This is a genomic window from Nonomuraea sp. NBC_00507, from assembly GCF_036013525.1.
Classification (GTDB): Bacteria; Actinomycetota; Actinomycetes; order Streptosporangiales; family Streptosporangiaceae; genus Nonomuraea.
The window spans coordinates 1,072,187-1,097,566 of sequence record NZ_CP107853.1; the positions used below are offsets into that span (position 1 = coordinate 1,072,187).

At 69.8% G+C, this 25,380-nt stretch carries 23 protein-coding genes; 10 read left to right on the forward strand and 13 right to left on the reverse strand.

Annotated features, from left to right (window positions below):
- Positions 1 to 3: 3 nt before the first annotated feature.
- The 3 genes from OHA25_RS05560 to OHA25_RS05570 all read right to left on the reverse strand — a co-directional run bounded on the left by OHA25_RS05560 (position 4) and on the right by OHA25_RS05570 (position 4,163).
- Positions 4 to 1,092, reverse strand: coding sequence for a glycosyltransferase (locus OHA25_RS05560; protein ID WP_305914159.1), 1,089 nt, complete (start codon positions 1,090 to 1,092; stop codon positions 4 to 6).
- Positions 1,093 to 1,111: 19 nt separating this feature from the next.
- A complete protein-coding gene (locus OHA25_RS05565; protein WP_305914158.1) occupies positions 1,112 to 2,374 on the reverse strand; it encodes a nucleotide sugar dehydrogenase in 1,263 nt (420 codons plus the stop codon).
- Between the two features lie 118 nt (positions 2,375 to 2,492).
- Positions 2,493 to 4,163, reverse strand: a complete 1,671-nt coding sequence (locus tag OHA25_RS05570) for a glycosyltransferase (protein ID WP_327586529.1) — start codon at positions 4,161 to 4,163, stop codon at positions 2,493 to 2,495.
- Positions 4,164 to 4,218: 55 nt separating this feature from the next.
- Between OHA25_RS05570 and wecB the strand changes: the two genes are divergently transcribed.
- The 5 genes from wecB to OHA25_RS05595 all read left to right on the forward strand — a co-directional run bounded on the left by wecB (position 4,219) and on the right by OHA25_RS05595 (position 11,015).
- Positions 4,219 to 5,349, forward strand: a complete 1,131-nt coding sequence (wecB, locus tag OHA25_RS05575; RefSeq protein ID WP_327586530.1) for a non-hydrolyzing UDP-N-acetylglucosamine 2-epimerase — start codon at positions 4,219 to 4,221, stop codon at positions 5,347 to 5,349.
- 56 nt (positions 5,350 to 5,405) lie between these two features.
- Positions 5,406 to 7,442: a glycosyltransferase family protein gene (locus tag OHA25_RS05580; protein ID WP_327586531.1), complete on the forward strand. Its 2,037-nt coding sequence runs from the start codon at positions 5,406 to 5,408 to the stop codon at positions 7,440 to 7,442.
- Between the two features lie 110 nt (positions 7,443 to 7,552).
- Positions 7,553 to 8,239 (forward strand): DUF998 domain-containing protein, encoded by a 687-nt coding sequence (locus OHA25_RS05585; protein WP_327586532.1) that lies wholly within the window; start codon positions 7,553 to 7,555, stop codon positions 8,237 to 8,239.
- Between the two features lie 56 nt (positions 8,240 to 8,295).
- Positions 8,296 to 10,644 (forward strand): sensor histidine kinase, encoded by a 2,349-nt coding sequence (locus OHA25_RS05590; protein WP_327586533.1) that lies wholly within the window; start codon positions 8,296 to 8,298, stop codon positions 10,642 to 10,644.
- The gene (locus tag OHA25_RS05595) at positions 10,641 to 11,015 is read left to right on the forward strand and encodes a DUF742 domain-containing protein (RefSeq protein ID WP_327586534.1); all 375 of its coding nucleotides are present in this window, start codon (positions 10,641 to 10,643) and stop codon (positions 11,013 to 11,015) included. The genes OHA25_RS05590 and OHA25_RS05595 overlap by 4 nt, the downstream gene beginning before the upstream one ends.
- Positions 11,016 to 11,033: 18 nt before the next feature.
- Here OHA25_RS05595 and OHA25_RS05600 read toward each other — a convergent pair whose 3' ends face one another.
- From OHA25_RS05600 to OHA25_RS05625, 6 genes are all read right to left on the reverse strand, one after another.
- Entirely contained in the window at positions 11,034 to 11,606 is a 573-nt protein-coding gene (locus tag OHA25_RS05600) for a GTP-binding protein (protein WP_327586535.1), read from the reverse strand.
- Entirely contained in the window at positions 11,587 to 11,949 is a 363-nt protein-coding gene (locus OHA25_RS05605; protein WP_327586536.1) for a DUF742 domain-containing protein, read from the reverse strand. The genes OHA25_RS05600 and OHA25_RS05605 overlap by 20 nt, the downstream gene beginning before the upstream one ends.
- Positions 11,946 to 12,353 carry a roadblock/LC7 domain-containing protein gene (locus OHA25_RS05610; RefSeq protein WP_327586537.1) on the reverse strand — a complete coding sequence of 136 codons (408 nt, stop codon included), beginning with the start codon at positions 12,351 to 12,353 and terminating at the stop codon, positions 11,946 to 11,948. Before OHA25_RS05610 ends, OHA25_RS05605 begins: the two co-directional genes overlap by 4 nt.
- Complete coding sequence (locus tag OHA25_RS05615) at positions 12,350 to 14,449, reverse strand: sensor histidine kinase (protein WP_327586538.1); 2,100 nt, start codon at positions 14,447 to 14,449, stop codon at positions 12,350 to 12,352. Before OHA25_RS05615 ends, OHA25_RS05610 begins: the two co-directional genes overlap by 4 nt.
- A gap of 164 nt (positions 14,450 to 14,613) precedes the next feature.
- Positions 14,614 to 15,471, reverse strand: a complete 858-nt coding sequence (locus tag OHA25_RS05620; RefSeq protein ID WP_327586539.1) for a PrsW family intramembrane metalloprotease — start codon at positions 15,469 to 15,471, stop codon at positions 14,614 to 14,616.
- Positions 15,468 to 17,102, reverse strand: a complete 1,635-nt coding sequence (locus OHA25_RS05625) for an FAD-dependent oxidoreductase (protein ID WP_327586540.1) — start codon at positions 17,100 to 17,102, stop codon at positions 15,468 to 15,470. The genes OHA25_RS05620 and OHA25_RS05625 overlap by 4 nt, the downstream gene beginning before the upstream one ends.
- A gap of 132 nt (positions 17,103 to 17,234) precedes the next feature.
- On the opposite strand from OHA25_RS05625, the gene OHA25_RS05630 reads away from it, so the two are divergent.
- The 4 genes from OHA25_RS05630 to OHA25_RS05645 all read left to right on the forward strand — a co-directional run bounded on the left by OHA25_RS05630 (position 17,235) and on the right by OHA25_RS05645 (position 21,144).
- Positions 17,235 to 17,435, forward strand: a complete 201-nt coding sequence (locus OHA25_RS05630) for a hypothetical protein (protein WP_305914145.1) — start codon at positions 17,235 to 17,237, stop codon at positions 17,433 to 17,435.
- 10 nt (positions 17,436 to 17,445) lie between these two features.
- A complete protein-coding gene (locus tag OHA25_RS05635) occupies positions 17,446 to 18,918 on the forward strand; it encodes an SPFH domain-containing protein (protein ID WP_327586541.1) in 1,473 nt (490 codons plus the stop codon).
- A 75-nt stretch (positions 18,919 to 18,993) separates the two neighbouring features.
- Positions 18,994 to 20,325, forward strand: coding sequence for a flotillin family protein (locus tag OHA25_RS05640; protein ID WP_327586542.1), 1,332 nt, complete (start codon positions 18,994 to 18,996; stop codon positions 20,323 to 20,325).
- A 144-nt stretch (positions 20,326 to 20,469) separates the two neighbouring features.
- On the forward strand, positions 20,470 to 21,144 hold the full coding sequence (locus tag OHA25_RS05645; protein WP_327586543.1) for a hypothetical protein: 675 nt from the start codon (positions 20,470 to 20,472) through the stop codon (positions 21,142 to 21,144).
- Between the two features lie 33 nt (positions 21,145 to 21,177).
- Here the strand turns inward: OHA25_RS05645 and OHA25_RS05650 are convergent, their stop codons facing one another.
- The 3 genes from OHA25_RS05650 to OHA25_RS05660 all read right to left on the reverse strand — a co-directional run bounded on the left by OHA25_RS05650 (position 21,178) and on the right by OHA25_RS05660 (position 23,055).
- Complete coding sequence (locus OHA25_RS05650; protein WP_327590929.1) at positions 21,178 to 21,546, reverse strand: VOC family protein; 369 nt, start codon at positions 21,544 to 21,546, stop codon at positions 21,178 to 21,180.
- Between the two features lie 2 nt (positions 21,547 to 21,548).
- Positions 21,549 to 21,926: a VOC family protein gene (locus tag OHA25_RS05655; RefSeq protein ID WP_327586544.1), complete on the reverse strand. Its 378-nt coding sequence runs from the start codon at positions 21,924 to 21,926 to the stop codon at positions 21,549 to 21,551.
- A 124-nt stretch (positions 21,927 to 22,050) separates the two neighbouring features.
- Entirely contained in the window at positions 22,051 to 23,055 is a 1,005-nt protein-coding gene (locus OHA25_RS05660; RefSeq protein ID WP_305914140.1) for a S1 family peptidase, read from the reverse strand.
- Positions 23,056 to 23,367: 312 nt separating this feature from the next.
- Here OHA25_RS05660 and OHA25_RS05665 point away from each other — a divergent pair, with 312 nt between their 5' ends.
- Positions 23,368 to 23,856: a hypothetical protein gene (locus OHA25_RS05665; protein WP_327586545.1), complete on the forward strand. Its 489-nt coding sequence runs from the start codon at positions 23,368 to 23,370 to the stop codon at positions 23,854 to 23,856.
- On the opposite strand, the gene OHA25_RS05670 is transcribed toward OHA25_RS05665, so the two are convergent.
- A complete protein-coding gene (locus OHA25_RS05670) occupies positions 23,850 to 25,004 on the reverse strand; it encodes an MFS transporter (RefSeq protein WP_327586546.1) in 1,155 nt (384 codons plus the stop codon). The two genes, OHA25_RS05665 and OHA25_RS05670, sit on opposite strands and share 7 nt — an antisense overlap.
- Positions 25,005 to 25,380: the final 376 nt, after the last annotated feature.

Here is a 25,380-nt window from a genome sequence, read left to right on the forward strand (position 1 = left end):
CCGTTATCGCTTGACCCCGGCCCAGGACTCCAGCTGGGCCACGAAGCGCTTCGCCGAGTTGGGCCAGTGATGGTTGGCGCGGGCCGCCGCGTAGCCGCGCGCGCCCTGCGCCCGCCGCTCGCGTACGTCGTCCCGTAACGTCAGCACGGCCTGGGCGACGGCCTTGGGGTCCTGCCAGGGCACCACGACGCCGCTGTCGTACCGCTCGACGAGCTCCACGGCACGCGGCGAGGGAGTGGTGATGACGGGGATGCCGTGCGCCATATACTCCACGATCTTGGTGGGCATCGAGTGCCGGTAGTTCGGCTCGTCGTGCAGCAGCGACAGCCCGGCCAGCGCCCCGTCGAGCCGTTTGAGCGCCTCGTCGTTGGGCATGAAGTCGCGCCACTCCAGCACGCCTTCGGTGACGGCCTGGTTGAGCACGGGGCGGCTCTGCGGGTCGGCGTAACCGATCAGCTCCACGGCCACCCGGTACGGCTGCAGCAGCTTGGCCACCTCGACCGCCTCGATCACGCCCCTGGCCCTGGACAACCAGCCGAGGTAGACCACCCGGTCGTCGCCGGGCGGCGTCACGGAGTCGGGCACCCACGTCTCGTTGGGGACGATCGGGTGGGCGTGCTTGAAGCGGCCCGCGTACGCCGTCTCGGCCAGCATCAGGTGCAGGTGACGCTCGGCCGTGCCCTCCAGCAGGCGGGCCAGGAACCGCACCGGCGGCCGCAGCAGCGAGGGCAGCCAGGGCTTGAGCGACAGCGTGGCCGGCGTGTCCTCGTGCACGTCCCACACCACGGGCGGTCTGCCGCGCATGCCCCACACGGCGAACAGCAGCTCGGGGTCGTGGACGAGGACGAGGTCGACCTTGTCGCGCATGCGCTTGAACACCCGCCGCGCGGCCCACGTCGCCGAGATCCGATTGCGCTGGGCCGCCCTCGGCAGGTCCACCCCGGTGACCCAGGGACGCGGGACGACGCCGAAGGCGGTGAAGGCGGCGGCATACGTGACCTCATGACCGGCATCCACGAGGGCACGGATCTGCCGATGCAGGATCCGAGCATCCTCGGGGTTATGCACCACCGTCATGACGAGCACGTGCACTGCGCGCAGCCCTCCGTCGCTACAGCCGCTCGACGCGTTCGCCCTCGGCGAGCACGCCGCGGGTGTCCAGCACGAGCCTGGCCTTCGCCTCGACCATGGCGAGGTCGAACGCGGCGTGCTGCTGCATGAGCAGCGTCACGTCGGCGTTGACCACGGCTTCGGCCAGGTCCTCCTCACGCGGCACCGGGGTGCCGTCTACCGACCACTCCTTGACGTACGGGTCCGCGAACGAGAGCTCGGCGCCCAGTTCCAGCAGCGCACGCGCCACCGGCAGGGCCGGGGTTTCCCGTTCGTCGGCGATATCCGGCTTGTACGTGACGCCGAGCATAACGACTCTGGCGCCGTTCACGGGCTTCTTATGCCTGTTCAGCAGACGCTGGACACGGGCCACCACGTAGGACGGCATCCGCTCGTTGATCTCCTGCGCCAGCTCCACGAACCGGAAGGGGTAGCCCAGCTTGCGCACGGTGTACGACAGGTACGACGGGTCGACGGGGATGCAGTGCCCGCCGACGCCCGGCCCCGGCAGGAACTTCTGGAAGCCGAACGGCTTGGTGGCCGCCGCCTCGATGGCTTCCCACAGGTCGATCCCCAGCTCGTCACAGAAGATCGCCATCTCGTTGACGAGCGCGATGTTGACGTGCCGGTAGGTGTTTTCCAGCAGCTTGGCCATCTCGGCCTCGCGGGTGCCGCTGACCGGCACCACCTGCTCGATGAACTGCGCGTAGAAGTCGGTCGCGCGGTCCCGGCAGGTCGCGGTGTAGCCGCCCACGACCTTGGGGGTGTTGCGCAGGCCGAACTTGGCGTTGCCCGGGTCGATGCGCTCGGGCGAGAAGGCCAGGTGAAAGTCCTGGCCGGCGACCAGCCCCGAGCTCTCCAGCAAGGGCCTGGCCACCTCGTCGGTGGTGCCCGGCCAGGTGGTGGACTCGAGCACGACGAGCGTGCCCTTGCTCAGGTTGCGGGCGACGGCCTTGGTCGCGCCCTCCACGGCGGACAGGTCCGGCCGGTGGTCCTCGTCCAGCGGAGTGGGCACGCAGATGACGATCGTGTTGCTCCGGGCCAGCACGGTCTCGTCGAGCGTGGCGCTGAACCCGTGGGCCAGCATGTGCTCGAGGTCGGCGTCGGTCAGGTCATCGATGTAGGACCGGCCGGCGTTGAGCGCGTCCACCTTGGCGGGGTCGACGTCCACACCGACGACTCGCAGGCCGGCACCCACCGCCTCCTTGGCGAGTGGCATGCCGACGTAGCCCAGGCCGATGACAGCCAAGTCAATTTCTGTCACAGCTGTGCCTTGAGGAGCCGGAAACAACACTTCATGGTCGCAAAGGTTATCTCAAGTCCACCTAGCTCACGCCTTATGCGACGGAAACCGTCACAAAAGACAGGCAACTTGAAGGTCATCATTCAGCCAAGGATCGGTACAGAGCTTGATAAGTCTCGGCAACGCGGCTCCAGGTGCGCTTCGCGGCCACTTCGGCGCGACCCGCCTCCCCCATCTCGGCCCGCCTGGCGGGGTCCTCCCTGAGCCCGGCGATGGCCTTCGCGAGCGCCTCGGGATCGCCCGGCGGCACCAGCAGCCCGGCGCCGTCGGAGCCGACGAGCTCGGACAGGGCCGGCAGATCGCTGAGCACCACGGGCTTTCCGAGCGCCATCGCCTCGACCGGTTTCAATGGCGTAACAAGTCGGCATACCCGCAGGTCCTCGCGCGGGCAGGCGAAGACGTCGATGGCGTCCTGCGCCTGCAGCGCCTCCTCCGGGCCGACCCTGCCGGGCAGGATGGCGTCGCTCAGACCGAGCTCGCCGACGAGCTCCAGGAGGTTGTCGCGCTCGGTGCCGTCGCCGACGATGAGCACCCGGACCGGTGTGTCCTGGTCACGCAGCAGCGCGGCGGCCCGCAGCAGGGTGGCGAACCCCTCGTAGGCCACGATGCTGGACACCGAGCCGACGACGACCTCATGGGGCTTGATGCCGTACGCGTCCCGGAACGAGGCGCCGTCGTAGTGGGCCGTCAGCAGCGAGTCGTCCACCGCGTTGGGCGCCAGGTGGATCTTCTCCCTGGGCACGCCGCGCTCGACGATCTCGGTGGCCATGGTCTCGGCCAGCGTGACCACCGCGTCGGCCTCGCACATCAGGAACGCCTCGCGCTCGCGCTGGAGGACGTGCCGCTCGCTGCCGACCCTGATCGGGTCGCGGGAGGCCCAGGTCTCCTCCAGGAAGCCGCGTACCTCGTAGACGAACGGCGTGCCCGTGCGGTCGCGCACGGCGTGCGCGACCGAGCCGTTGCGGTGGTCGGTGGCGGCGTGCAGCACCTGCGGCCGCAGCTGGGTGACGAGCTTGGTGACCGCGTCGGCGCCCCTGATCATGCGCCCGCGCATCTCGAACGGCACATCGCCGTGCCCGTCGGGCAGCAGCCGGTAGTAGGGGATGCCGTCGAGCTCCTCGAACGGCGGCGCGTCCGCGTGCCCCTGCAACATCGGCCAGCCCCAGCTCGTGACCACGTGCGGGTCGAGCCCCGCGGCCTTCTGCGAGGTGACGATGCGGTGGGTGCGGACGGTGTAGCCGGCCTGCGTGTACGGCAACGCGTTGGTGACCAGGTGCATGACCCGGCCCTGGACCCGCTCCAGTATGGCCACCTTGGGCCCGGGCGGGATCGGGTCGGGGCTGATGGCGCCCAGCTCGCCCCGGTAGTAGGCGGCCCTGCGCTTGACGAACGGGTATTTGGTGTGGGCCTCGAGCACGGCGGCGGCCTGGCTGACCCGGCCGGCGTCCCAGTGCTCCTTGGCCTCGTTCCACGGCCCCTTGATCACGCGCATGCCGAGCTTGCGCACGATGTGCCGGGCCCGGCGCGCGGCCGGCCAGGCCACACTGCCCACGATGGGGCGCAGCCGGGGCGGGAGCGCGTCGGCGGCGGCTTGGGCCACGCGGACGGGATCGGACTTGACCTTCGTCACGACGACGCGGGTGACGATGATGGGGTGCTGGACGAAGCCCTTGAGAAGTCCACCGACGCCGGCACGGGCGGACTTCGCGGAAACCTTAGAGGAGTCTTGACGACTGGCGTCGGATGCCACGCCGTGACCGTACCATAGGCAACGCTTTTCCCTTCCGCTATGAAAGGCGAGGTCAATGAGGGAGAACCCCCTGGTCCTGCACGTTTTGGGTGCTCGTCCCAATTTCGTGAAAGCGGCTCCGGTGGTGCGGGCACTCGGTGAACTCGGCGTGCGGCAGGGCATCATTCACACTGGCCAGCACTACGACGCGCTGATGTCCGACGTCTTCTTCGCCGACCTCGGCCTGCCGGATCCGGTGGCGAACCTGGGGGTCGGCTCGGGCAGCCACGCCAAGCAGACCGCGGCCCTGCTCGTCGGTCTGGAGGAGGTCGTCCAGGAGCACGATCCCGACCTGGTCGTGGTGTACGGCGACGTGAACTCGACGCTGGCCGCGATCCTCGTCTGCGCCAAGCTGGGCGTGCCGACCGCGCACGTGGAGGCGGGGCTGCGCTCGTTCGACCGGGGCATGCCCGAGGAGGTCAACCGGGTCGTCACCGACGCGCTGGCCGACCTGCTCTTCGCCACCTCCCCCGAGGCGCTTGCCTACCTGTCGGCCGAGGGGGTGCCGCCGTCCAAGGTGCACCTGGTCGGCAACCCCATGATCGACAGCTTGTTCTCCGCACTGCCGACGCTGGACCCGGCTCCCGTGGTGGCGCGGCTGGGCCTGCCGGCTCGCTATGCCGTCGCGACGTTGCACCGCCCCGCGAACGTGGACACCGCCGAAGCCGCCAAGGAACTGGTCGAGGCCGTGCTGGAGGTGTCGCGGCAGGTCCCGATCGTGATTCCGGTGCACCCGCGCGGCAAGGCGCGACTGGCCGAGGCGGGCCTGCTCGACGGCGAGACGATCAAGGTCATCGAGCCGCTCGGCTATGTGGACTTTCTCTCACTCGTCCGCGGCGCCGCTCTGGTGGTCACGGACTCCGGCGGCGTGCAGGAGGAGACGACCATGCTCGGGGTGCCCTGCCTGACACTGCGGCCCAACACCGAGCGGCCGATCACGATCACCCATGGCACGAACCGGCTGGTCACGCCCGCCCTTCTGCCCGCGGCCGCGGAGAAGGCGCTGGCCGACGGCGCCGCCACGCCGGCCGGGGAGCTGCCGGTGCTCTGGGACGGCAAGGCGGGCCCGCGGATCGCCACGGTGATCGCGGCCTGGCTGAAGGGCGACAACCTGGCACCCGCTTCCCAGGCCAAACGCCCCGAATAGCCTTCGCTTCCGACGTAACATGACAACCTCCTCCGCTGAGCGATAGGCGTACCACCATGGCCGATACCCCCGAGCCCCCTGCGTTTCAAAGACTGGGACCCGTCAACTGGCTGCCCGAGGAGCGCAAGCTCGTCGAGCGCTACGAAGCGGAGGTCAGGGAGCTGCGGCGGCGGCTGGAGATCGCCGAGGCCAAGGCCGCGTACGCCACGTGGAAGCTCGAGGCCACGCAGGCCAAGCGCACGTTCAAGCTGGGTGAGGCCCTGGGCTCCAAGAGCCCAGGGAAGATCATGGAGGCGGTCCGCTCCAAGGAGAAGGCGCCGAAGCCGCCGATCCCCGTCACCGAGGCGACCCAGATCGCGAACAACCGGCCCCCACTGGTCGAGGTGCCGCCGGTGAAGTGGCCGGCCGGGCCGGTGAACCGGCCGGACCTCAAGGTCGCGGTGATCCTGGACGACTTCTCCAGGATGGCGTTCCGCTACGAGTGGGACCAGATCGAGTTCGGACTCAAGGACTGGCCGGAGATCTTCGCGGAGAAGCGGCCCGACCTGCTGTTCTGCGAGTCGGCCTGGCACGGGAACCAGGGCCGCTGGCGCTACCAGATGACCGGCACCAACGCCCCCAAGGAGCCCCTGCGCGATCTGGTGGCCTGGTGCCGGCAAGAGGGCATCCCAACGGTTTTCTGGAACAAGGAAGACCCGCCGAACTTCGACTTCTTCATCGACACGGCCAAGTTGTTCGATTACGTGTTCACCTGCGACGGTGACATGATGCCCAAATATCGGGAAATTTTGGGACACGACCGCGTTGATGTGCTGCAGTTCGCCGCCCAGCCTCGTGTGCACAATCCGATCCAGCAGAAGCAGGGCCGGCTGCACGACGTGGTGTTCGCCGGGATGTACTTCCGCGACAAGCACCCCGAGCGCCGCGAGCAGATGGAGACCGTCCTCGACCCGGTACGCGAGCTGGGCCTGCACATCTTCGCGCGCAACGGCGAGGTGGACGAGAAGTACGCCTGGCCGGAGAAGTACCGCCCGCACATCGTGGGCGAGCTGCCGTACGACCAGATGCTGGCCGCGTACCGGATGTACAAGGTCTTCCTCAACGTCAACTCGGTGCTGGACTCGCCGACCATGTGCGCGCGGCGGGTCTTCGAGCTGTCCGCCTGCGCGACGCCGGTCGTGTCGGGATGGTCGCGGGCGATCGAGGAGACCTTCGGCAGCCTCGTTCCCATCGCGCGGGAGCCGATCGAGTCGTACAACCAGGTCCTGCACCTGATCAACAGCCCCGAGCTGCGGGCCAGGATGGGGCACCTGGCGATGCGCGAGGTGTTCGACAAGCACCTGTTCTCCCACCGCGTGGACCAGATCCTGCAGGACCTCGGGCACCAGGTGACGCCCAGGACCCGGTCGATCTCGGTCGTGCTGCCCACCAACCGCGCCTCCCAGATCGAGCACGCGATCTCGTCGGTGGCCCGGCAGATCCACCGCCCGCTGCAGCTGATCATGGTGCTGCACGGCCTCGACATCGACCCCGTCGTGGTCGCCGACAAGGCCCGCATGGCGGGCATCACGGACGTCACGGTCCTGCCCGCCGACGCCTCGCTGTCGCTCGGCGCCTGCATGAACCTGGGCATCGCGGCCGCCGAAGGCGACCTGATCGCCAAGATGGACGACGACAACCTGTACGGCGAGCACTACCTGTCGGACCTGGTCCGGGCGTTCGACTATTCGGACGCGGAGCTGGTGGGCAAGGGTGCGCACTACGCGTACTTCGAGGGCAGCGACACCACGATGCTCCGGCTGCCCGGCCTGGAGCACCGCTACTCGTTCCTCGTCCAGGGCGGCACGTTCCTCGGCAAGGCGGACATGTTCCGCTCGTACGGGTTCGCGGACATCACCCGGGGCGAGGACACCGAGCTGGTGCGGCGGCTGAAGGCGGACTCCGTCAAGATCTACTCGGCGGACCGCTTCAACTTCGTCTACTGGCGCAGCGCCGACGCCTCGATGCACACCTGGCAGGCGGACCACATCAAGCTGACCCGCAACGCCCAGTTCTCTTTCGTTGGCCGCCCGGACGCCCACGTCCTGATCTGAGCCCCGAGGGGTTCCCTTCAGCCAGACCCGGAGAAGTCAGGGTCGGGTCAGGGACGGCTCGGGGGCGGGGCCGGATGTGAGGAAGCGGTGCACAGCGGGAGAGTTGCGGCATGACCGCAGCAAAGAGGCTCTTTCCGCTGATCGCCTGTGGATCGATCATGTTCGCCGTGGTCGCGGTGGTGGTCGGGCAGTTCGGCCCCGACCCTTACCTCGACCCCATGAACGTGACCGTCAGCGAGTACGCCGTGTCGGACCGCGGGGGCGTCACGGAGGTCGCGATGGCGGTCCTGGGGATCGGGTCCCTGGCGTTGCTGGCGGGCCTCAGGGCGGCGGGGGCCCCCGTCCGGGGGATGCCGGAGCGGTTGCTGATGGTGTGGTCGGGGGCGCTCGTGGTGGCCGCGATCGTCCCGACCACGCCGATCGGCACGGACCTCGACCTCGCGGCACAGATCCATCGGTACGCGTCCGTGGCGGCCTTCATCAGCCTTCCGGCGGCCGGGGCGCTGCTGGTCCCCCGGTTGGCCGCCAACGCCGACTGGAAGCCCGTGGCGCGGGCCGTGGAGTGGGTGGCGCTGGCCGGGGGGTTCGGGCTGCTGGCGATCACGTACGTGGCCCTGCCGGGCGAGCGGGTGATGATCGGGCTCGTGGAGAGGCTGCTACTGGGCGCGGAGGTGGCGTTGCTCGCCGTGCTGGCGGCCTGGCTGGTGCGGCTCGCCTGGCGGCGGAGGACATCGCCAAACCAGGTCGAGGCCCTAAAAATCCCGACATACCACAGATTTATCGCTAGTCGATCTTAAAACCATGCGTTTCGATGCTATTCTCTCCCGCGATCTTCTATCCGGGAGCAGGTGTCATGGCATCGGGCAGATCCATCCGATTCAAGATCTCGACGCTGCTCGTCATCCCCTTGGTCTCCCTGGTCGCGCTCTGGGGCTTCGCCGCGAGCACCACGTCGGGAGAGGCGCTCGACCTGCTCAAGGTCGAGACGATCTGGACCGGTGTCATCAACCACGCCGACGGCCTGACCGGCAACCTGCAGGCCGAGCGGCTGGCCTCGGCCGAGCGGATCGCCGGCGCCGTCACGGACCCGGACGCGCTGAGCAAGGCACGGGCCAAGGTCGACGCGAACAGGAAAGACCTGACGCAGCAGGCGCAGTCGCAGGACACGCAGGACGCGCTCTCGCTGGACATGAAGAACCAGCTCCAAAGCGTGTTCGCGGCGATCGACCGGCTCCCTGACATCAGGCGCAAGGTGGATGAGCGCAGCCTCACCCCCGGCGGTCTGGTGACGGAGTACGCGAAGATCTCCGATGAGGTCCACCTGCTCTACTCCCGGCTGACGATGGGCACGGACGTCGAGCTCTCGCTGCAGGCGCAGGGCCTGATCGCCGCCGACGAGGTGCGCGAGCTGCTGAGCCGCGAGCACGCCCTGATCATCGCCGCGAACGGCCAGGCGAACATGCGCGACGTCCACATGCTGGCGGGGATCGACGGCGCCCGCACCTACCTGTTCCCGAAGGCTCTGGCCAACCTCGACAGCGAGCTGCGGGCCCCGTTCGAGAAGATCTACTACTCCTCCCGGTACGTCACCATGGAGAACCTGGTGGAGGGCTACGTCTCCGGGCAGCCGCTGGACGTCGAGCTCTGGCGGGGCGTAGCCGACCAGGTGCAGAAGGAATACCAAGAGGCCATCTGGCGCACCGGCGACAAGCTGCTGGCCAGGATGGAGCCCGCCGGCATCGCCATCGTGGTGCGGGCCGCCATCGCGGGCGCGGTCGGCCTGATCGCGGTCATCTTCTCGATCTTCATCTCGGTCCGGGTCGGCCGCAGGATCACCCGCGAGCTGGCGACGCTCCGCCGTACCGCTCTCGACCTGGCCGAGATCAGGCTGCCCGACGTCGTGGCCAAGCTGCGCAAGGGCGAGAGCGTCGACATCGAGGCCGAGGCGCCGCCCATCAAGGTGGCCCGCAACGCCACCAGCGAGGTCAGCGACCTGGCCGCGGCGTTCGACAGCGTGCAGAGCACGGCCGTCGACGCGGCCGTCGAGCAGGCCAGGATGCGCGAGGGGCTGTCCGAGGCGCTGCGTAACCTGGCGCGGCGCAGCCAGTCGCTGCTGCAGCGCCAGCTCAAGCTGCTCGACGAGATGCAGAACCAGACGGAAGAGCCCGAGGCCCTGGAGCGGCTGTTCAAGCTCGACCACCTGACCACCCGCATGCGCCGCCACGCCGAGGGCCTGGTGCTGCTCTCCGGCGGCTCCGCGGGCCGCAGGTGGCGCGGCGTCATCCCGATCGAGGACGTGCTCAGCGGCGCCGCGGCCCAGGTGGAGGAGTACACCCGGGTCCGCGTCTACCCGATGACCGAGTGCGGCGTCTCCGGCACGGCGGTGGCCGACCTCATGCACCTGTTCGCCGAGCTGATCGAGAACGCCGCCGCCTTCTCCTCGCCCAGCAACGAGGTCTCGGTGCGCGGCGAGATGGTCGGCAGGGGCTTCGCCGTCGAGATCGAGGACCGCGGCCTCGGCATGGACGAGGCCAGCCGGAGGATCATCAACGAGCGTTTGGCCAGCCCGCCGGAGTTCGACGCCGCCCAGACCGAGCGGCTCGGGTTCGCGGTGGTCGGCATGCTCGCGGCCCGGCACGGCATCAAGGTGACACTCAAGCCCTCGCCGTACGGCGGCACGACCGCGATCGTGCTCGTCCCGGGATCACTGGTCCAGCCCATGGCGACCCCGGTGCAGCCGCTGGAGTTCGAGTCCATCTCCGTGTCGGTGGTCCGGCCGGAGACCACGGGGCCCGGCGACTTGCCGCGCCGGGTCCGTACCGCCAAGCGCGGCGGGGATCCCGCGCTGCCACAGCAGGCACAACCCGCCGAGCTCGCGGAGCGGGAGCGGCCGACCGGCCTCCCGCAACGTAATGGGACGACCGGCCTCCCGCAGCGTAATGGGACGACCGGCCTCCCCCGCCGCGAACGGCACGAGCACCCCGACGAGCAGACAGACAGGCCGGCCGCCGAACGGCAGACGAGCCTGCCCCGCCGCCAGCGGCAGACCAACCTGCCGGAGCGGCTTCAGCAGCAGCCGCCCCCCACCCCGCCCGCCGAGGAGCGTTCGCCCGAGGAGGCCAGGGCATTGCTCTCCTCGCTCCAGTCCGGCTGGCAGCGCGGGCGGCAGGACAGCGACCAGGATGGGGGATCTCAGCCGTGAGCCGCGAGCACGAGTGGGTCGATGAGGAGGCGGGACCCGTCGTCCGGCCGTACGCGGTCGCGCGCGGGCGCACCAGGCCCGCGTCCTCAGCGCTCGACCTGCTGGCGACCGTCGTCGCGACCGGGTTGCCCGCCCCGTCCCACGCCGAGCTCAGCGCTCAGCACCGGAGGGTGGTCAGCTGCGTGTCCGGCCAGGGCAAGCCCGTCGCCGAGCTCGCCTCGGAGGTGGGCCTGCCGGTCGGCGTGTTACGGGTGCTGCTGGGGGACCTGCTGGAGCACGGCCTGGTCTCAGTACGCCCGCAGCGCGACCAGGCGTCCACGGCGACCGAGAGCCTGCTCCGTGAAGTGATCAACGGCCTCAGAGCGCTCTGACGCCGACCTCGGTGCGCCTCAGTTCGCCGAGGTCAGCGTGCGCAGGGAGTGCTCGACCAGGGTGATCATGACTTCCTTGGCCGACGTGCGCCGCCGCACGTCGCACAGCATCACCGGCACGTTGTCGTCCAGGTCGAGCGCGATGCGCACGTCGTCCACGCTGTGCCGCTCGGCCCCGTCGAAGCAGTTGACGGCCACCACGAACGGCGTGCCGCGCTGCTCGAAGTAGTCGACGGAGGGGAAGCAGTCGGTCAGCCGCCGGGTGTCGGCGATCACGACCGCGCCCAGCGCGCCGTGGGACAGCTCGTCCCACATGAACCAGAACCGCTCCTGCCCGGGCGTGCCGAACAGGTAAACCACCAGCCCTTCGCGGATCGTGATGCGGCCGAAGTCCATCGCCACGGTCGTGGTGGTCTTGGCCTCCACGCCGTCGAGATCGTCCACGCCGATCCCGCGGTCGGAGAGCACCTCCTCCGTGCGCAGCGGTTTGATCTCGCTGATCGATGCGACCAGGGTGGTCTTGCCCACGCCGAACCCGCCCGCAACGAGGATCTTCAGCGCGACGGGGTCCTCAGAGAGCACGGAGTCCATTGATCACTTCCTTGAGAATGCGCTCATTCGACCGCGTTCCTCCGGCCGAGGACGACGACACCGAGATGAGACCGTGGTCACGCATGTCGCCGAGCAGGACTCGGACGACGCCGATGGGCAGGTCGAGCTCGACGGCCAGATCGGCCACCGAGATGGGACTGCGAGCAGCCCGCAGGATCAGTTGCTGCTCGGGACCGAGCGCATCCGTCGGGTCGCCGATGGTGCGCACGGTCGCGACGAGGTCGAACGTGTCCCCGGAGGAACGCGTGCGGCCGCGGATGAGGGCGTAGGGCCGGACGACGGGCCCCGCCTCCTCATCGAACCACTGCGGGCTGTCGCTCATGACGCTCCAGCGCGCGGATTGGTCGTGATGTGCTGGCCCACCCGCTTGACCAGCATCGCCATCTCGTAGGCGATGTGGCCGACGTCCACGTTCGCATCGGCGATCACGGCCAGGCAGGTGCCCTGTCCCGCCGCCGTGACGAACAGGAACGCCGACTCCATCTCCACAATGGTCTGGCGCACGTCGCCGCCGCCGAAATGGCGGCCGGTGCCGCGGGCCAGGCTCTGGAAACCGGCCGCCACGGCCGACAGGTGCTCGGCGTCCTCCCGCAGCAGCCCCTTGGAGTAGCCGATCGCCAGGCCGTCGGTCGACAGGATGACCGCCTGGCGCACGGCGGCCACCCTGGCGGTCAGGTCGTCCAGCAGCCAGTTAAGTTCACCGGTGTTGGTGGTCGGCACACTCATTTGTCCCCCTCATCCTGGGCTTCTTCTCGGGCGCGTTGGGTTCCCCGCTGGAAGGCGGAGAACAGGTCGCGTACCTCGTCGGGAGAGCGGTCGGCCGGCTGCTCGGGCGCGGGCTCCGCGGACGGCTGGAGCCGTGACGACGGGCCGGCCTGGCGCACTCGCCTGGGCAGTCCGGCGTGGGTGCCCGAGGTGACCACCGCGAGCGCCTTCTTCCTGGTACGGCTCGGCAGCGCGGCCATCTCCTCCCCGCTGTCGCCGGCCGTCAGCGCCGTCTGCTCGGTCACCATCTCGCGCGGCACGAGCACGATGGCGGTCGTGCCGCCGAAGGGCGAGCGCCGCAGCAGCACCTTGATCCCGTGCCGCGCGGCCAGCCTGGCCACCACGAACAGGCCGAGCCTGTCGCTGTCGGCCAGGTCGAACTCCGGGGGGTCGGCCAGCAGCGTGTTGAACGCGGCGTACTCGGGGGCCGACAGGCCCGGGCCCTTGTCCTCGATCTCGACGGCGTAGCCGTTGCTCACCTGGTCGCCGCGCACCTGGACCTGAGTGTCCGGCGGTGAATAGATGGTGGCGTTCTCGACCAGCTCGGCGAGCAGGTGCGTGAGGTCGGCCGCGGCGCCCCCGTCGAACGCGCTGACCGGCATCGCCTCGACGGCGACCCTGGTGTAGTCCTCGACCTCGGCGACCGCGGCCCGGACGATGTCGATCACGGGCACGGGCTTGCGCCACGCCCGCCCGGGCGCGGACCCGGACAGGACGATCAGGCTCTCGGCGTGCCGCCGCATGCGGGTGGTGAGGTGGTCGAGCCGGAAGAGCTCCTCCAGCCGGTCAGGGTCGTGCGTGCGCCGCTGCATGCCGTCGAGCAGCGCCAGCTGCCGGTGCAGCAGCCCCTGCTTGCGCCGGGCGAGGTTGAGGAAGACCTGGCCGACCCCGCGCCGCAGCGCGGCCTGGCCGACCGCCGCCGTCACGGCGGTGCGCTGCACGGAACCGAAGGCCCTGGCCACGTCGGTGATCTCAGCGGAACCGCTCACCTTGATCGCCTTGGCCTCCTTCCGCACGTCGATGTCCTCGCCCTTGCGCAACCGCTCCACGATGTCGGGGAGCCGCTGCTCCGACAGCTCGACCGCGGCCGCGCGCAGCCCGCCGAGCTCTCCGGCCAGGCGACGACCGAAGCGTACAGAGATGATGATCGACGCGAGCACTGCGATCAAGCCGACGCCGCCCGCGATCGCGATCTCGGCGACCGTGGCCGTGGCGGCCTCGGACGTGCGCGCGGCCAGCACCTCGGCTGCGGCCAGGCCGTGTTTGTCCAGCTGAGAGGTCAGGGTGCTGATCGTCTCCGTCCAGCCCGCGGCGTCGGGCGGCGGGGCGCCGGTCCTGACGATCCTGGCCTCCACGCTGAGGAAGGTCTGGAACGACTCGGACGCGAAGATCTGCTCGTACGGCCTGCGCATCGTCACCTCGAGGCCCGCCAGCCCGCGCGCGTGCAGGAACCTCCTGGAGGCGGCGTACTCGGTGAACGCCGCGGTCTCGGGCTCGGTGAGCCGCCCGTCGGCCAGCGCCCCGATGACCAGCGCGTGCTCCCTCGCGATCTGCTCCCTGGCCATGCCCATGGCCTGCAGCGAGGACGCCTGCTGGAGTATGCCCAGGTCGGAGACAGAGACCAGGTGGTCGTAGAGCAAGAAGATCGAGTCGAGGATGCGGTTGTACTCGTTCAGCCCGGACAGGCGGGAGCTGAGGCCGTTGTCAATGTCGGCCCTGATCGAGCCAAGCCGATCGAGCGCGCCCATCAGCGTGCCCAGGGGACGGCCCAGGTTGCCGGCCGCGTCGCCGGCCTCCGTGACGGCCTGACGGAACTCGCCGACGGACCGGTCGGTGCGGGCGCGCTGGCCGCCGAGCGCCTCGGTGAGCTCACGCGTGGTGAGTGCCTCGGCGGAGCGCACTCGCTCGGCCTGAAGTTGCAAGCCCAGGTCGGTGGAGGTGACGCCGAGGGTCTGATAGAGCGTGCCGGCACGGAGCAGTGACTGGGCGTCGCCCATGGTGAGGTTGAGGACGAAACCCCAGAGCGCGCTCAGAGACAGGAGGGGTAGCAACAGCAATAGAAAGATCTTGAACCGAATAGACCGGTTTCGCGAGCCCATGTCCCAACCTCGAGTCGGGGGCATTTCCACACCTTGTGTAAATACACCTCCGGAAGATCGCACAGGAGACTAGCACCGTTTATGGCTCCGGCGCAGTGGGAGGAAGACGTTCATTACCGTGATTATTGGGACGCGATCTCGCGCCGGTGCTTGCCCGATCGTACGACCGTCCACAGCCAGACCAGCGCGACCAGCGAAATCGTGCTGAGCCCCGCCCAGTTCAGCAGCGTGAAGATGTGCACCTGCCACGCGGTCACCCGCGGCACCCGGCCGATCCGCAGCAACTCGAACTGCCACGGCCGGCCGGTCAGCACCAGCGTGATGGCGATGGCGATGGCGGTCATCGAGTCCCACAGCGCGTGCAGCAGCGAGACGCCGAGGTAGGTCAGCACCACGGGAACCGTGACCCGGCCGCGCGCGGCGAACAGGACACCGCCGGCGATGGCCGTCCACAGGCCGTGCCCGACGGGCGTCAGGATGCCGCGCAGCACCTCGGTCTCGACCAGTTGGAACAGCGACAGGCCCTCGGAGGTGAAGAGGGCGTTGAAGGCGTAACCAGCGCTCTCGAACGCGGCGAAGCCGAAGCCGACGGTCGCGCCGAGGATGACGCCGTCCATGGTGCCGCGCGTGGTCATGCGCCGGGTGACGAAGATCAGCGCGGCCAGCTTCGCGCCCTCCTCGATCAGCCCGACCAGCACGTACATGATGATCGACGGCCGGATGAGCCAGGCCTCCAGGACCGAGGCGCCGAGCACGCCCAGCACGCCGCCCACCACGAACGCCGTGAACATCATCTCGACCGTGACCCGCGGCGAGCGGCCCCGCCCGTACGCCCACACCACGAACGTCACCGGCACCAGGAAACTGCCGAACAGCACCACGGTCGGGACGAGGTTGGAGTTGTGCGTCCAGGCCGTCACGACGACGGTGGCCACCCAGAGCGCGAGCCCGACCAGGAAGACCCGGAGCCAGAGCGTCATCGGGCCAGCTCCTCCACCGCGCGGAACGCCGCAGTGACGGCGGCGTCGGCGCGGGCGGCCGGCGCCGAGTCCGAGCCCGCGATCGCGATCCTGCCGAAGCGCCTGCGCGCCGCGTCCGCGGGGAACGGCCCGTCGGGATAGAACGGGTGCCACGGCCGACAGTACTCGGGCGCGTTCCCGTGCCCCCACCGGTTGACCGTGATCGCCTCGATGTCCCCGGCCGGATCGAACCCGCCCGGCCCCAGCAGCCGGGTGAGCTGGTCCCGGATCGTGTGCTCCAGCTGCTCGTACGGCGTCTTGATGAGCTCGCGCCGGCCCGCCACGGCACCCGCCTCAGGACCCAGCTCCGACCGGCACGGCGTGGCCAGAAGGTGCACCGCGGCCGGCCCGCCCGGACTGCGGGGCGGCTCCAGCTCGGTCAGCGACCAGTACGCGCCGGTCCAGCGCACCCGGCGCACGCCGGCCCGCCGCCATGCGTCCCCGTCGCGCACCCGTACCATGGCGTGCAGCAGCGGCACCCGGACGGCCGCGCTCAGCGCCTGCCGCTGCTCGGCGGGCAGCTCCGGCACCAGGTAAGGGATGACCGCGCTCCAGCAGGCCAGGATCACCGCCCCGGCCGTGACGGTCATGACCTGGTGGCCGTCGAAATAGCCCACGGTCGCCGACGCGGCGCCGTCGCGTACCGATACCACGGGGCTGGACAGCCGGAAGCGCACCCGGTTGCCGGGCCGGTCGAGCGCCCGTTGCACCATCGTCCGCACCAATGCCTGATTTCCCTCGGGAAAGAGGTAAAGGTCCGGATCTGCCATTCCCCACTGCTTTTTCACGGTGAGCGAGTTGAACCGCGACGGCTTGTTCGCGTCGAGTCCCAGGCCCGCGAATCCCGGATATCCGGTGCCCCAGGCGTCGATCGCACCGAGCGCCCGCGTGTCGTACCCCCATTCCGGGCACGACATGCTGCGGTAGAACCGCTCCACGTCCGGGTGCACGCCGCAGACCTCCAGCAGGAAGGCCGAGTACGTCAGCTCCGCCAGCCGCTCCTGCTTGCCCTCGGCCGAGAGCCCGGGAAGCCAGTCGGGCGGCTCGCGGTGCAGCATGCGCAGGTCCTCCCTGGCCCGCCCGTCGATCGGCAGCCTGGCCACCCAGTCGGACTGGAGCCTGACCAGCGTGTCCGCGCCGAAGGTCTCCGCGTCGCACATCACGCCGTCGGCCAGCCCGGGGTCGGCGTGCGCCGGGCCGCTCTGCCGGTGGAAGAGCGCGCGCCGCGCCTGCCCGCCGATCTCGTCGTGGTTGTCGAGGACGAGCACGGCCGCGCCGGGATCGCGGCGCAGCCACTCGCAGGCCGCGCTCACCCCGCTGAGCCCGCCGCCGACCACCACGAGGTCGTAGCTTTCGCCGGTGGGCTCGGGCGGGTCCGCGTACTGCCAGAAACGGCCGTCCCGCAGCGCGTGCGGCACGCTGAGCGCCTGGGCCGCGCCGCCACGGAATCCGCCCGGCGCGGGCGGAACCGCGCTCGCCTGGGCCTTTTCGGCTTTCCCCGTGGACACGACAGCCCCGACGGCGATGCCGTCGAAGAAGTCACGGCGGGAAATAGGCCGGTTCATCCCGAGGTCGCGCGGGCTCAAGCTCATGGCGCGATCATTGGCAGGTCCGGCCAAATGGGATGAGAGACGCGCAGCGTCTCGAGAAACATTTTGCGCGGCCTATTACCGCGAATGCCGGTTTGGAGTACCGTCCGGAATATCACCAACAGGGGGAGTCCGGTGGTCGGCAAACAGGGCAGGGTCACAGGAAAGATCGGCCCTGGCCTCGTCGGCGAGGTCATGATCCCGATCAGGGGCGGCGTCGAGGCCTTCTACGCCCATCCGAGCGTGACCGACGAGGAGATCCCCGTCGGGGCCATCGTCGTCGTCGTGGATTACTTCCCCCCGCGCACGGTCTACGTGGCCAAAGCACTCGTCTAGGGAGGGGTCGATGTCCCCTGAGCTCTACATCATCGGCGGCGCCGTCATCGCCGCCATTGTCGTCATCACTCTGCTGTTCAAGGCCGTGTGGCGGGTCGCCGAGCCCAACGAGGCCCTGATCATCTCCGGCCTGGGCGCGCGCCGGCGGAGCGAGGGCCTCGACAGCCTCGGCTTCAAGATCATCACAGGCAAGGGCACGGCGGTGCTGCCGGGCTTCCAGACCGCCAGGCGGCTGCGCCTCGACACCAGGGCGGCCAACCTCCAGGTCGCCTGCGTCACCCAGCAGGGCATCCCGGTGCAGATCCGCGGTGTGGTGATCTACAAGGTCGGCGACGACTTCTCCTCCATCGCCAACGCCGCCCGCCGCTTCCTCGACCAGCAGGACTTCATGACCAGCGCGATCCACGAGCTGTTCACCGGACACCTGCGCTCCATCATCGGCAACCTCACGATCGAGGACCTGATTCTCAACCGTGAGCGCCTGACCAGCGAGACCCGGGCGTCGGCGGCCGACGAGATGAGCAAGCTCGGCCTGATCGTGGACTCGCTGCAGATCCAGGAGATCGACGACGAGACCGGCTACATCGTCAACCTCGGCAAGCCGCACGCCGCCAAGGTCGCCGCCACCGCCCGCATCGCCCAGGCCCAGCGCGACCAGGAGGCCACCGAGGCCGAGCAGATCGCCGCCGCCAACATGGCCGCCGCCCGGCGCGACGCGCGCATCAAGGAGGCCTCCTACCAGGCCGAGATCGACCGGGCCCAGGCCACCTCCAAGCAGGCGGGACCGCTGTCGGATGCCACCGCCCGCCAGGAGGTGGTGGTCCAGGAGACCAGGGCCGCCGAGCTGGAGGCCCAGCTGTCCGAGCAGCGCCTGCAGTCACAGGTACGCAAGCCCGCCGACGCCAAGGCGTACGAGACCGTCACGCTCTCCCAGGCCGAGCGCGACGCCCGCATCGCCCAGGCGGAGGCCGAGGCCAGGGAGACCGAGCTGCGCGCGGCCGCGCAGGCCTCCCAGGTCAAGCAGGCCGCCGCGGCCGAGGCGGAGGCCGTGCGGCTGCGCGGCGAGGCCGCCGGCGCGGCCACGAAGATCGCCGGCGAGGCGGAGGCGCAGGCCGCCCGCGCCCGCGGGCTGGCGAGCGCCGAGGCCGCGAAGGCGCTGGGCCTGGCCGAGGCCGAGGCGTCGCAGGCCAAGGGCCTGGCGGAGGCCAAGGCGATCAGCGCGCGGGCCCAGGCGCTGAAGGAGAACCAGGAGGCGGTCATCGCCCAGCAGCTCGCCGAGCGCTGGCCGGAGATCGTGGAGGCAGGCGCGAAGGCGTTCGGGAACGTGGACCACATGGTGGTGCTCAACGGCGCCCAGGGCGTGGAGGAGCTCCTGGCCAAGGCGCTCACGCTCGGCGGCACCGGACTGGGGCTCGCCAGGGCCCTGCTCAACGGTGCGGCCCCCAACGGGGCAGACCCAGAAATGTCTGGTAAAACCCCCTGAGCGCGCGTACCTTCGAGGCAGGGCGTGCCGGGAAGCCTGGTCGGCGACAGAATCGACCGCGTCCCGGGAGTGACCATGGACATGCTCCTCGCAGGCATCATCGCGGCAATCGTGATCTTCTGCGTCGTGGCCTTCAAACTGATCTGGCGGGTCGCCGAGCCCAATGAGGCCGTCCTCATCTCCGGGCTCGGCGCGCGGGGCAGAGACACGCTGGGATTCAAGATCGTCACGGGGAAGGGTGCTCTGGTCGTCCCCGGCTTCCAGATCGCGCGCCGCATGTCGCTCGACAGCAGGGACTCTCAGCTCGAGGTCAAATGCGTGACCAAACAGGGCATCCCGGTGCACGTACGCGGCGTGGTGATCTACAAGGTCGGCGACGACATCGCCTCCATCGCCAACGCCGCGCGGCGCTTCCTCGACCAGCAGAAGACCGTGGACGACAAGACGCACCAGCTCTTCTCCGGCCACCTGCGCTCGATCATCGGCAACCTCACGGTCGAGGACCTGATCGTCAACCGCGACGCGCTCACCAACGAGATCCGCACCTCGTCGGCCGACGAGATGAGCAAGCTCGGCCTGGTCGTGGACTCGCTGCAGATCCAGGAGATCGAGGACGCCACCGGCTACATCATCAACCTCGGCCGCCCGCACGCGGCCGCCGTGGCCTCGCTGGCCAGGATCGCCGAGGCGCAGCGCGACCAGGAGGCCACCGCCGCCGAGCAGGAGGCCGCCATCAAGAAGGCCGCCGCGGTCCGCGAGGCACGTATCCAGCAAGCCGGCTACCAGGCCGAGATGGACCGCGCGGGGGCCGTGGCCAAGCAGGCGGGCCCCCTGGCCGAGGCGTCCGCCCGTCAGGAGGTCGTGGTCCAGCAGACGGCCGCCGCTCAGCGGGAGGCCGAGCTCGCCGAGAAGCGGCTCGAAGGCGAGGTGCGCAGGCCCGCGGACGCGAAGGCGTACGAACAGGTCACGCTCGCCGACGCGGCGCGGCAGGCTTCCGTCGCCCAGGCGCAGGCCGAGGCCGAGGGCATCAGGCTGCGGGGCGAGGCGGAGGCCGAGGCGACCAGGCTACGCGGCATGGCCGAGGCGGAGGCCGCCAAGGCCAAGGGCCTGGCCCAGGCGGAGGCCATCAAGGCACGCGCCGACGCTCTGGCGCAGAACCAGGAGGCGGTGGTCGCCCAGCAGCTCGCCGAGCGCTGGCCGGAAATCGTCGACGCCGCGGGGAAGGCCTTCGGGAACGTGGAGCACATGGTGGTGCTCAACGGCGCCCAGGGCGTCGAGGAAATGCTCGCCAAGGCGCTCACGCTGGGCGGCACCGGACTGGGCTTGGCCAGGGCTTTGCTCAACGGCGGAAACCCGAACAACGGCGAATCGGAAATCATTCCTAAAACCGCTGAATTCCGCGAATAGCGACGTTGCACGGATGCGCGGGCCGCGATTCCTCTAGCGTTTCCCGAGGGCTAGCCCTCGGGAATTCCTTTGGCGGTTTGGATTTTGGGGGTTCGCGGGGGGCTTCCCCCGCATGAATGCCGCTGGAATGAAGGGGGAGGGCTCATGCGCAAGGCCATTTCCGGCATATGTCTGAGCATGGTGGCGATTGCCGGATGTTCGTCCGACAAGACCGGGGCGGCGTCGGCCGCCGGGCAGCCGGCGACGGCGTCGTCCGCCGACGCGGCCCAGCTCCGCGCCGCACTGATCCCCGCACCCGCGGGCATGCGCGTCTCGTACGGCCCGGAGCTGGGCGCCTTCGGCTCGCTCAAGTCCACCCAGCAAGGGCTGGCCGCCGTGCGCGAGGCCAAGCTGGAGCGGCCGGAGTGCGCCGGGGCCGCCCAGCTCGACGCCGCCAAGCCGGACGTCGCCAAGGCGCCGGCCGCAGTGATCGCCTACGCCGCGGAACGCGGCTCGATCACCCAGGCCGTGGTGCGGCTCCCCTCGGCGTCCTTCCCGGCGCCGCTGCCGGAGCAGTGCACCTCCTATTCCGCGGACGTCGGCGGCTCGAAGATCTCGTACAAGACGCGGACCCTGCCCATGCCGACCAAGGGCGATCAGTCGCGGGCCTACCTGACCACGGCCGCGGGCGGGGACAAGAACGCCCAGATCGGCTCCGTCATGATCAGGCGTGGCACCCTGGTCATGAGCATGCTGGTGGTCGGCAAGCAGGTGAAGCCGTCCGGCCTGTACGAGCTGGCCGGCCTGGCCGACCAAAACCTGGCCCGCGTGCCCAAGTGAGGCCCTCTGCGCCTTCTACGGCTGCAAAGCCTTCTACGGCTGCAAAACCGAAAGGATGTTTCCCGCCGGGTCGGTGAACCAGGCGATCGGCGGGCCCTCCTCCCGGAGGATGCCTTTCTCGTCGGTTTTGAAGTGCGGGTAGCGCTCGAAGCGCACGCCACGTGCCACCAGCTCGTCCACGGCCTTGTCGATGTCCTCCACCGGGAAGTTGAGAATCGTGAAGGTGGCCGGGGTGTGATTGTCCTTCGGGTAGACCAGGATGTCGGTGCCGCCCGCTATGTGGAGGGTCAGCAGGCCGTGCTCCTCGGAGACCCGGAGCCCCAGCGTCTCGCCATAGAACTTCTTCGCCGCCGCGATGTCGTTCACCGAGAACCCGCTGAACGCTTTCGTCGTGCCGAACATCGTCACATCGCCTTCCTGTGCTCCTCGCTGAGCTGGATGATCTGGACGTAGTTGCCGTCCGGGTCGATCGCCGTGGCGAAGAGGCTGCCGTCGCGGTCCTCCAGCTCCGCCAGCCACGTCACGCCCGCGCTCTCCATGCGGGCTGCCACGGCCCGGGCGTCCTCCACGTCGAAGTTCAGGATCACCCGGCCGGGCTCGGGATTCTTGTCCGCCACGTCGTTCCGCGTGTCGATGAGCAGGAAGAATTCGCCGAACTTGAGGATGCGATAGCCGTTGGCGTCGGTGTCGCTCTCGGGGTCGAGGGCGGCGGCGTACCAGGTCCGGAGGCGGTCGGGGTCGGTGCTGGCGAGCAGCAGACTGCCCAGGGCAGGTCGCGTCATGACTGTCTCCTCTGTGCGTTGAATGCGCGTACGAGGGACAGACCGGGCGGCGGGCGAAAACTCATCGCGACACGGCCGCGCAGCGTGCCCGGGTCTGGTGGGCACGCTGCGCGGGGGTTTTCGGTCAGCCGATTCGGAGCGTGAGACCGTAAGCGCTCAAGATCTCATTGACCGGCTGGTGGTATGTCGTGCCGCCGGTGGTGCAGTTGCCCGAGCCGCCGGAGGTCACGCCCTGGGCCTGGCTGCCCGAGATGAACGAGCCGCCGGAGTCGCCCGGCTGGGCGCAGGCACTGGTCCTGGTCAGGCCGGTGACGGTGCCCTGCGCGTACCGGACGGTGGCGTTGTGCTGCTGGATGAGGCCGCAGCGCCAGCCGGTGGTCGAGCCGGAGCGGCAGATGGACGCGCCGACCGAGGCCTGGGTGGAGCCGCGGACGGTCACGAGCGAGCCGCCGGAGCCGCGTACGTACGGCGTCGCGTTGTTGCCGGGGGCGGCGACCCACGCGTAGTCGTTGCCGGGGAAGGACGAGCCCTGGAAGGTGCCCGTGGGGTTGGTGGTCCTGGCGCCGGCCCGGCCGCAGTGCCCGGCGGTGACGAAGCCGGGAGTGCTGCCCCTGGTGACGGAGAAGCCGACGCTGCAGCGGCTGGAGCCGATGTAGTACGGCGCGCCGCCGATGATGTCGATGTACGTCCCCGGCCGCTCTGCCGTCGCCGCCACGGTGACCAGGCTGCGGTCGACGCCGGCGGCCGCGACGAGGGCGTCGGCGGCCTCGACCGTGGGCGCCTGGACGGAGACGGTGTTGGTCTTGACGTCGACGAACCAGAGGGAGGCGGCGGCGGTGGCCCGCCGCGGTGCCGCGTCGAGCTTCTGCATGACCGCGTTGAGGTCGGCCAGCGGGCGCTTGACGAGGACCGGCTGCGCGCCCTTCGCCTCGATGGCGGGGGCGGCGTTGGGGTCGGTGGTGGCGACCATGAGCTTGGAGGCGTCGTCGTTCAGCCAGGCGCCGCCGAACGACCCGCCGAGCTCGGCGGTCAGCGTGGACTCCGCGGCCGCGGCGCGTTCCTCGTTGGCCAGCCGGGTGACGACTTGCGCCTCGGAGAGGCCGAGGTCGCGTTCGAGCGCGTCGACCATGGCGGGGGGTGCTGGGGAGGCGGATTGAGACGCCGGAGCTCCAGGGTCAGCTGCTGCTGGGCTGAGCGGGGTTGCCAGGCTGACGGCTAAGATGACGCCGCCTACCAGCGCAGAGCGCTTTCTCAACATGTGCACTCCTCGGGTGGGGGTGCTGTCAAGGTAACGGCTGGGTACGAAGGCCGTTCAGATACCAAAGAGACCCTATTTCGGTGGTATGGCCGGGTTTTGGCCGTGTCCCAAACCGGACATTTACCGCCTTAAAGGTAAACGGGGAGGCAGGTCGGTAAGGTCCCGTTGCTGGAGGTGTTCTCTTTGCGAAACGGTGTTCGTCACTTGCTCGGTGCGGGCGCGGGACTGCTGGCCACACCACTGATCGCCGCGGGTCTCGGGTACGGGCTCCACAAGCCCCAGCCGATCGCCGGCTGGATGGCGCTGGCCGCGTTCTTCGGCGCCGTGGTCACCGTCGGCGTCCTGGCCGGGTCGAGGGTGTCGCCGCTCGCCTCGCTGCTGCCCGGCCTGGCCTTCATGGGTTTCTGGGTGACGGTGCAGGTGCGCATGGGCTTGGGGGGCGACCACCGGCTGTGGTACGCGTTCGTGCCGGCCGAATATCTCCAGGGTTACGAAACGCTGCTTCACACCTGGTCCCCCGTGGTCGGCTGCATCCTGCTCACCGCCTCGGTCTTTCCTTCCCGGTGGCGGGCGGCGGTGAAGCCGGTCGCGCCACCGCCCGAAGAGGAGCCGGTGGAGGCGGCGGCCCCGGAACCGCCGCCTCTGCCCAAGCGGATCCCGTCCCGCTACTGAACTGATGCCGGCGCCGGCGGACGGGCCGCCAGCAGGGCGATCAGCACGTACGGCGCCACCAGGACGGCGAACGCGACGCCATGCGGCAAGCCCGACGAGGCGGCCCCGTAGGCCGTGTAGACCGCCAGGGTGACCACATTCGTCCCAAGGCCGGCGACCGACGTCACGGTGGCCCGGGAAGGACCGGTGATCCGCTCCTGGAGCCGCGCGTCGGCCACCACGCCGGCCAACTGGAACGCCCCGAACGCCACCGCGATCAGCGCGAACCCGGCCGGATGCCCGCTCACGGCCCCCGCTGCCATAGCGAGCGCCGCTCCTCCGATCGTCAGGGCGTAGGCGGGGGCGGACATGCCCTGCGCTCTGCCGGCCAGCAGGCCGCCGGCCGTGGCGCCGATCCAGACGACGAGCACCAGTAAGGGGATGGCGGCCTTGGCCACGCCGGTCTCGACGCCTAGGTAAGGGACGTACTCCTCCAGGGCTCCCCAGATCGCCGTGACGAAGGAGACCAGCAGCACCGCGTGGAGCACGCCTCGATTCCTGCGGGTCTCCGCGATGCCGGCCCGCAACACCGCCAAATAGCTGCCCTCCGTAACGGCGCCGGGGGTTCTGTGCTCGGGGAGCGTCAGGGCGACGGCGGCGCCGAGAACGCAGGCCAGCACGCTGGCCACCCCCACGGCGGGATACCCGCCAACCGCGAACACCGGCGTCGCGAGCCCGATCGACGCCGCCGCCGCAACGAGACCGGCGGACTCGGCCCTGCCCATGACGGTGGCGTACCGGCTCTCCTGGCCGAGACACTCCAACTCCTCGTACGCGAGGGCCTCGTAGGCGCCGGAGACGAGGGCGCCCTGAGCGCCCCACAACACGAAGCCCACGGCGAACGCCCAATAGGAGGGAAAGAGGATCCACAGGGCGTAACCGGCACCGGCCAAGAGCGGGCCGAGGCACAGGAGCAGACGCCGGGACACGGCGTCGGCCCACGCGCCGGACGGGACCTCCAGCACCATGCCGGTCACCGACCAGATGACGAACAGGGACGAGGTCTCGGCCACGGACAGCCCGGTGTCGATGAACAACAGCGTGTACACCGGGTAGAGCAGGATGAATTCGCCTACGAACGCGTAGGCGTAAAGTTTCGCGACGAGCATGAGGCCTTCCAGCTGAGGACGAACGAGGACTCCGAGTGCTCGTCGCCTCGGAGGTCCACGCGCCCCGCGCAGCCCTGCTGTCGGTCATCGAAACTTGAGGCCTCCTGTGCCATCCCGCGGCCGGAAGCGCGCGGGATGGCACAGGAATGCGGTCTCACGACCGCTTACGCCGCTTGCGCGGGTGACGCCCGCCGCGCCAGGTGAAGTGCGGTGGGTCTCCCCTCGACCATGTTGGGCACTCCGCTGCCCGAAGGCCTCCGCGCCCCGTTTCGTCCCTGCTCCAGGGGTGTCTGCAGGCGCGGATTCCAGGGTCCGCCGCTGAGGAAGCACGGCGGAGTGGATCTGCTGACGTGTGTCCAACGTAGCCACCAAGGTC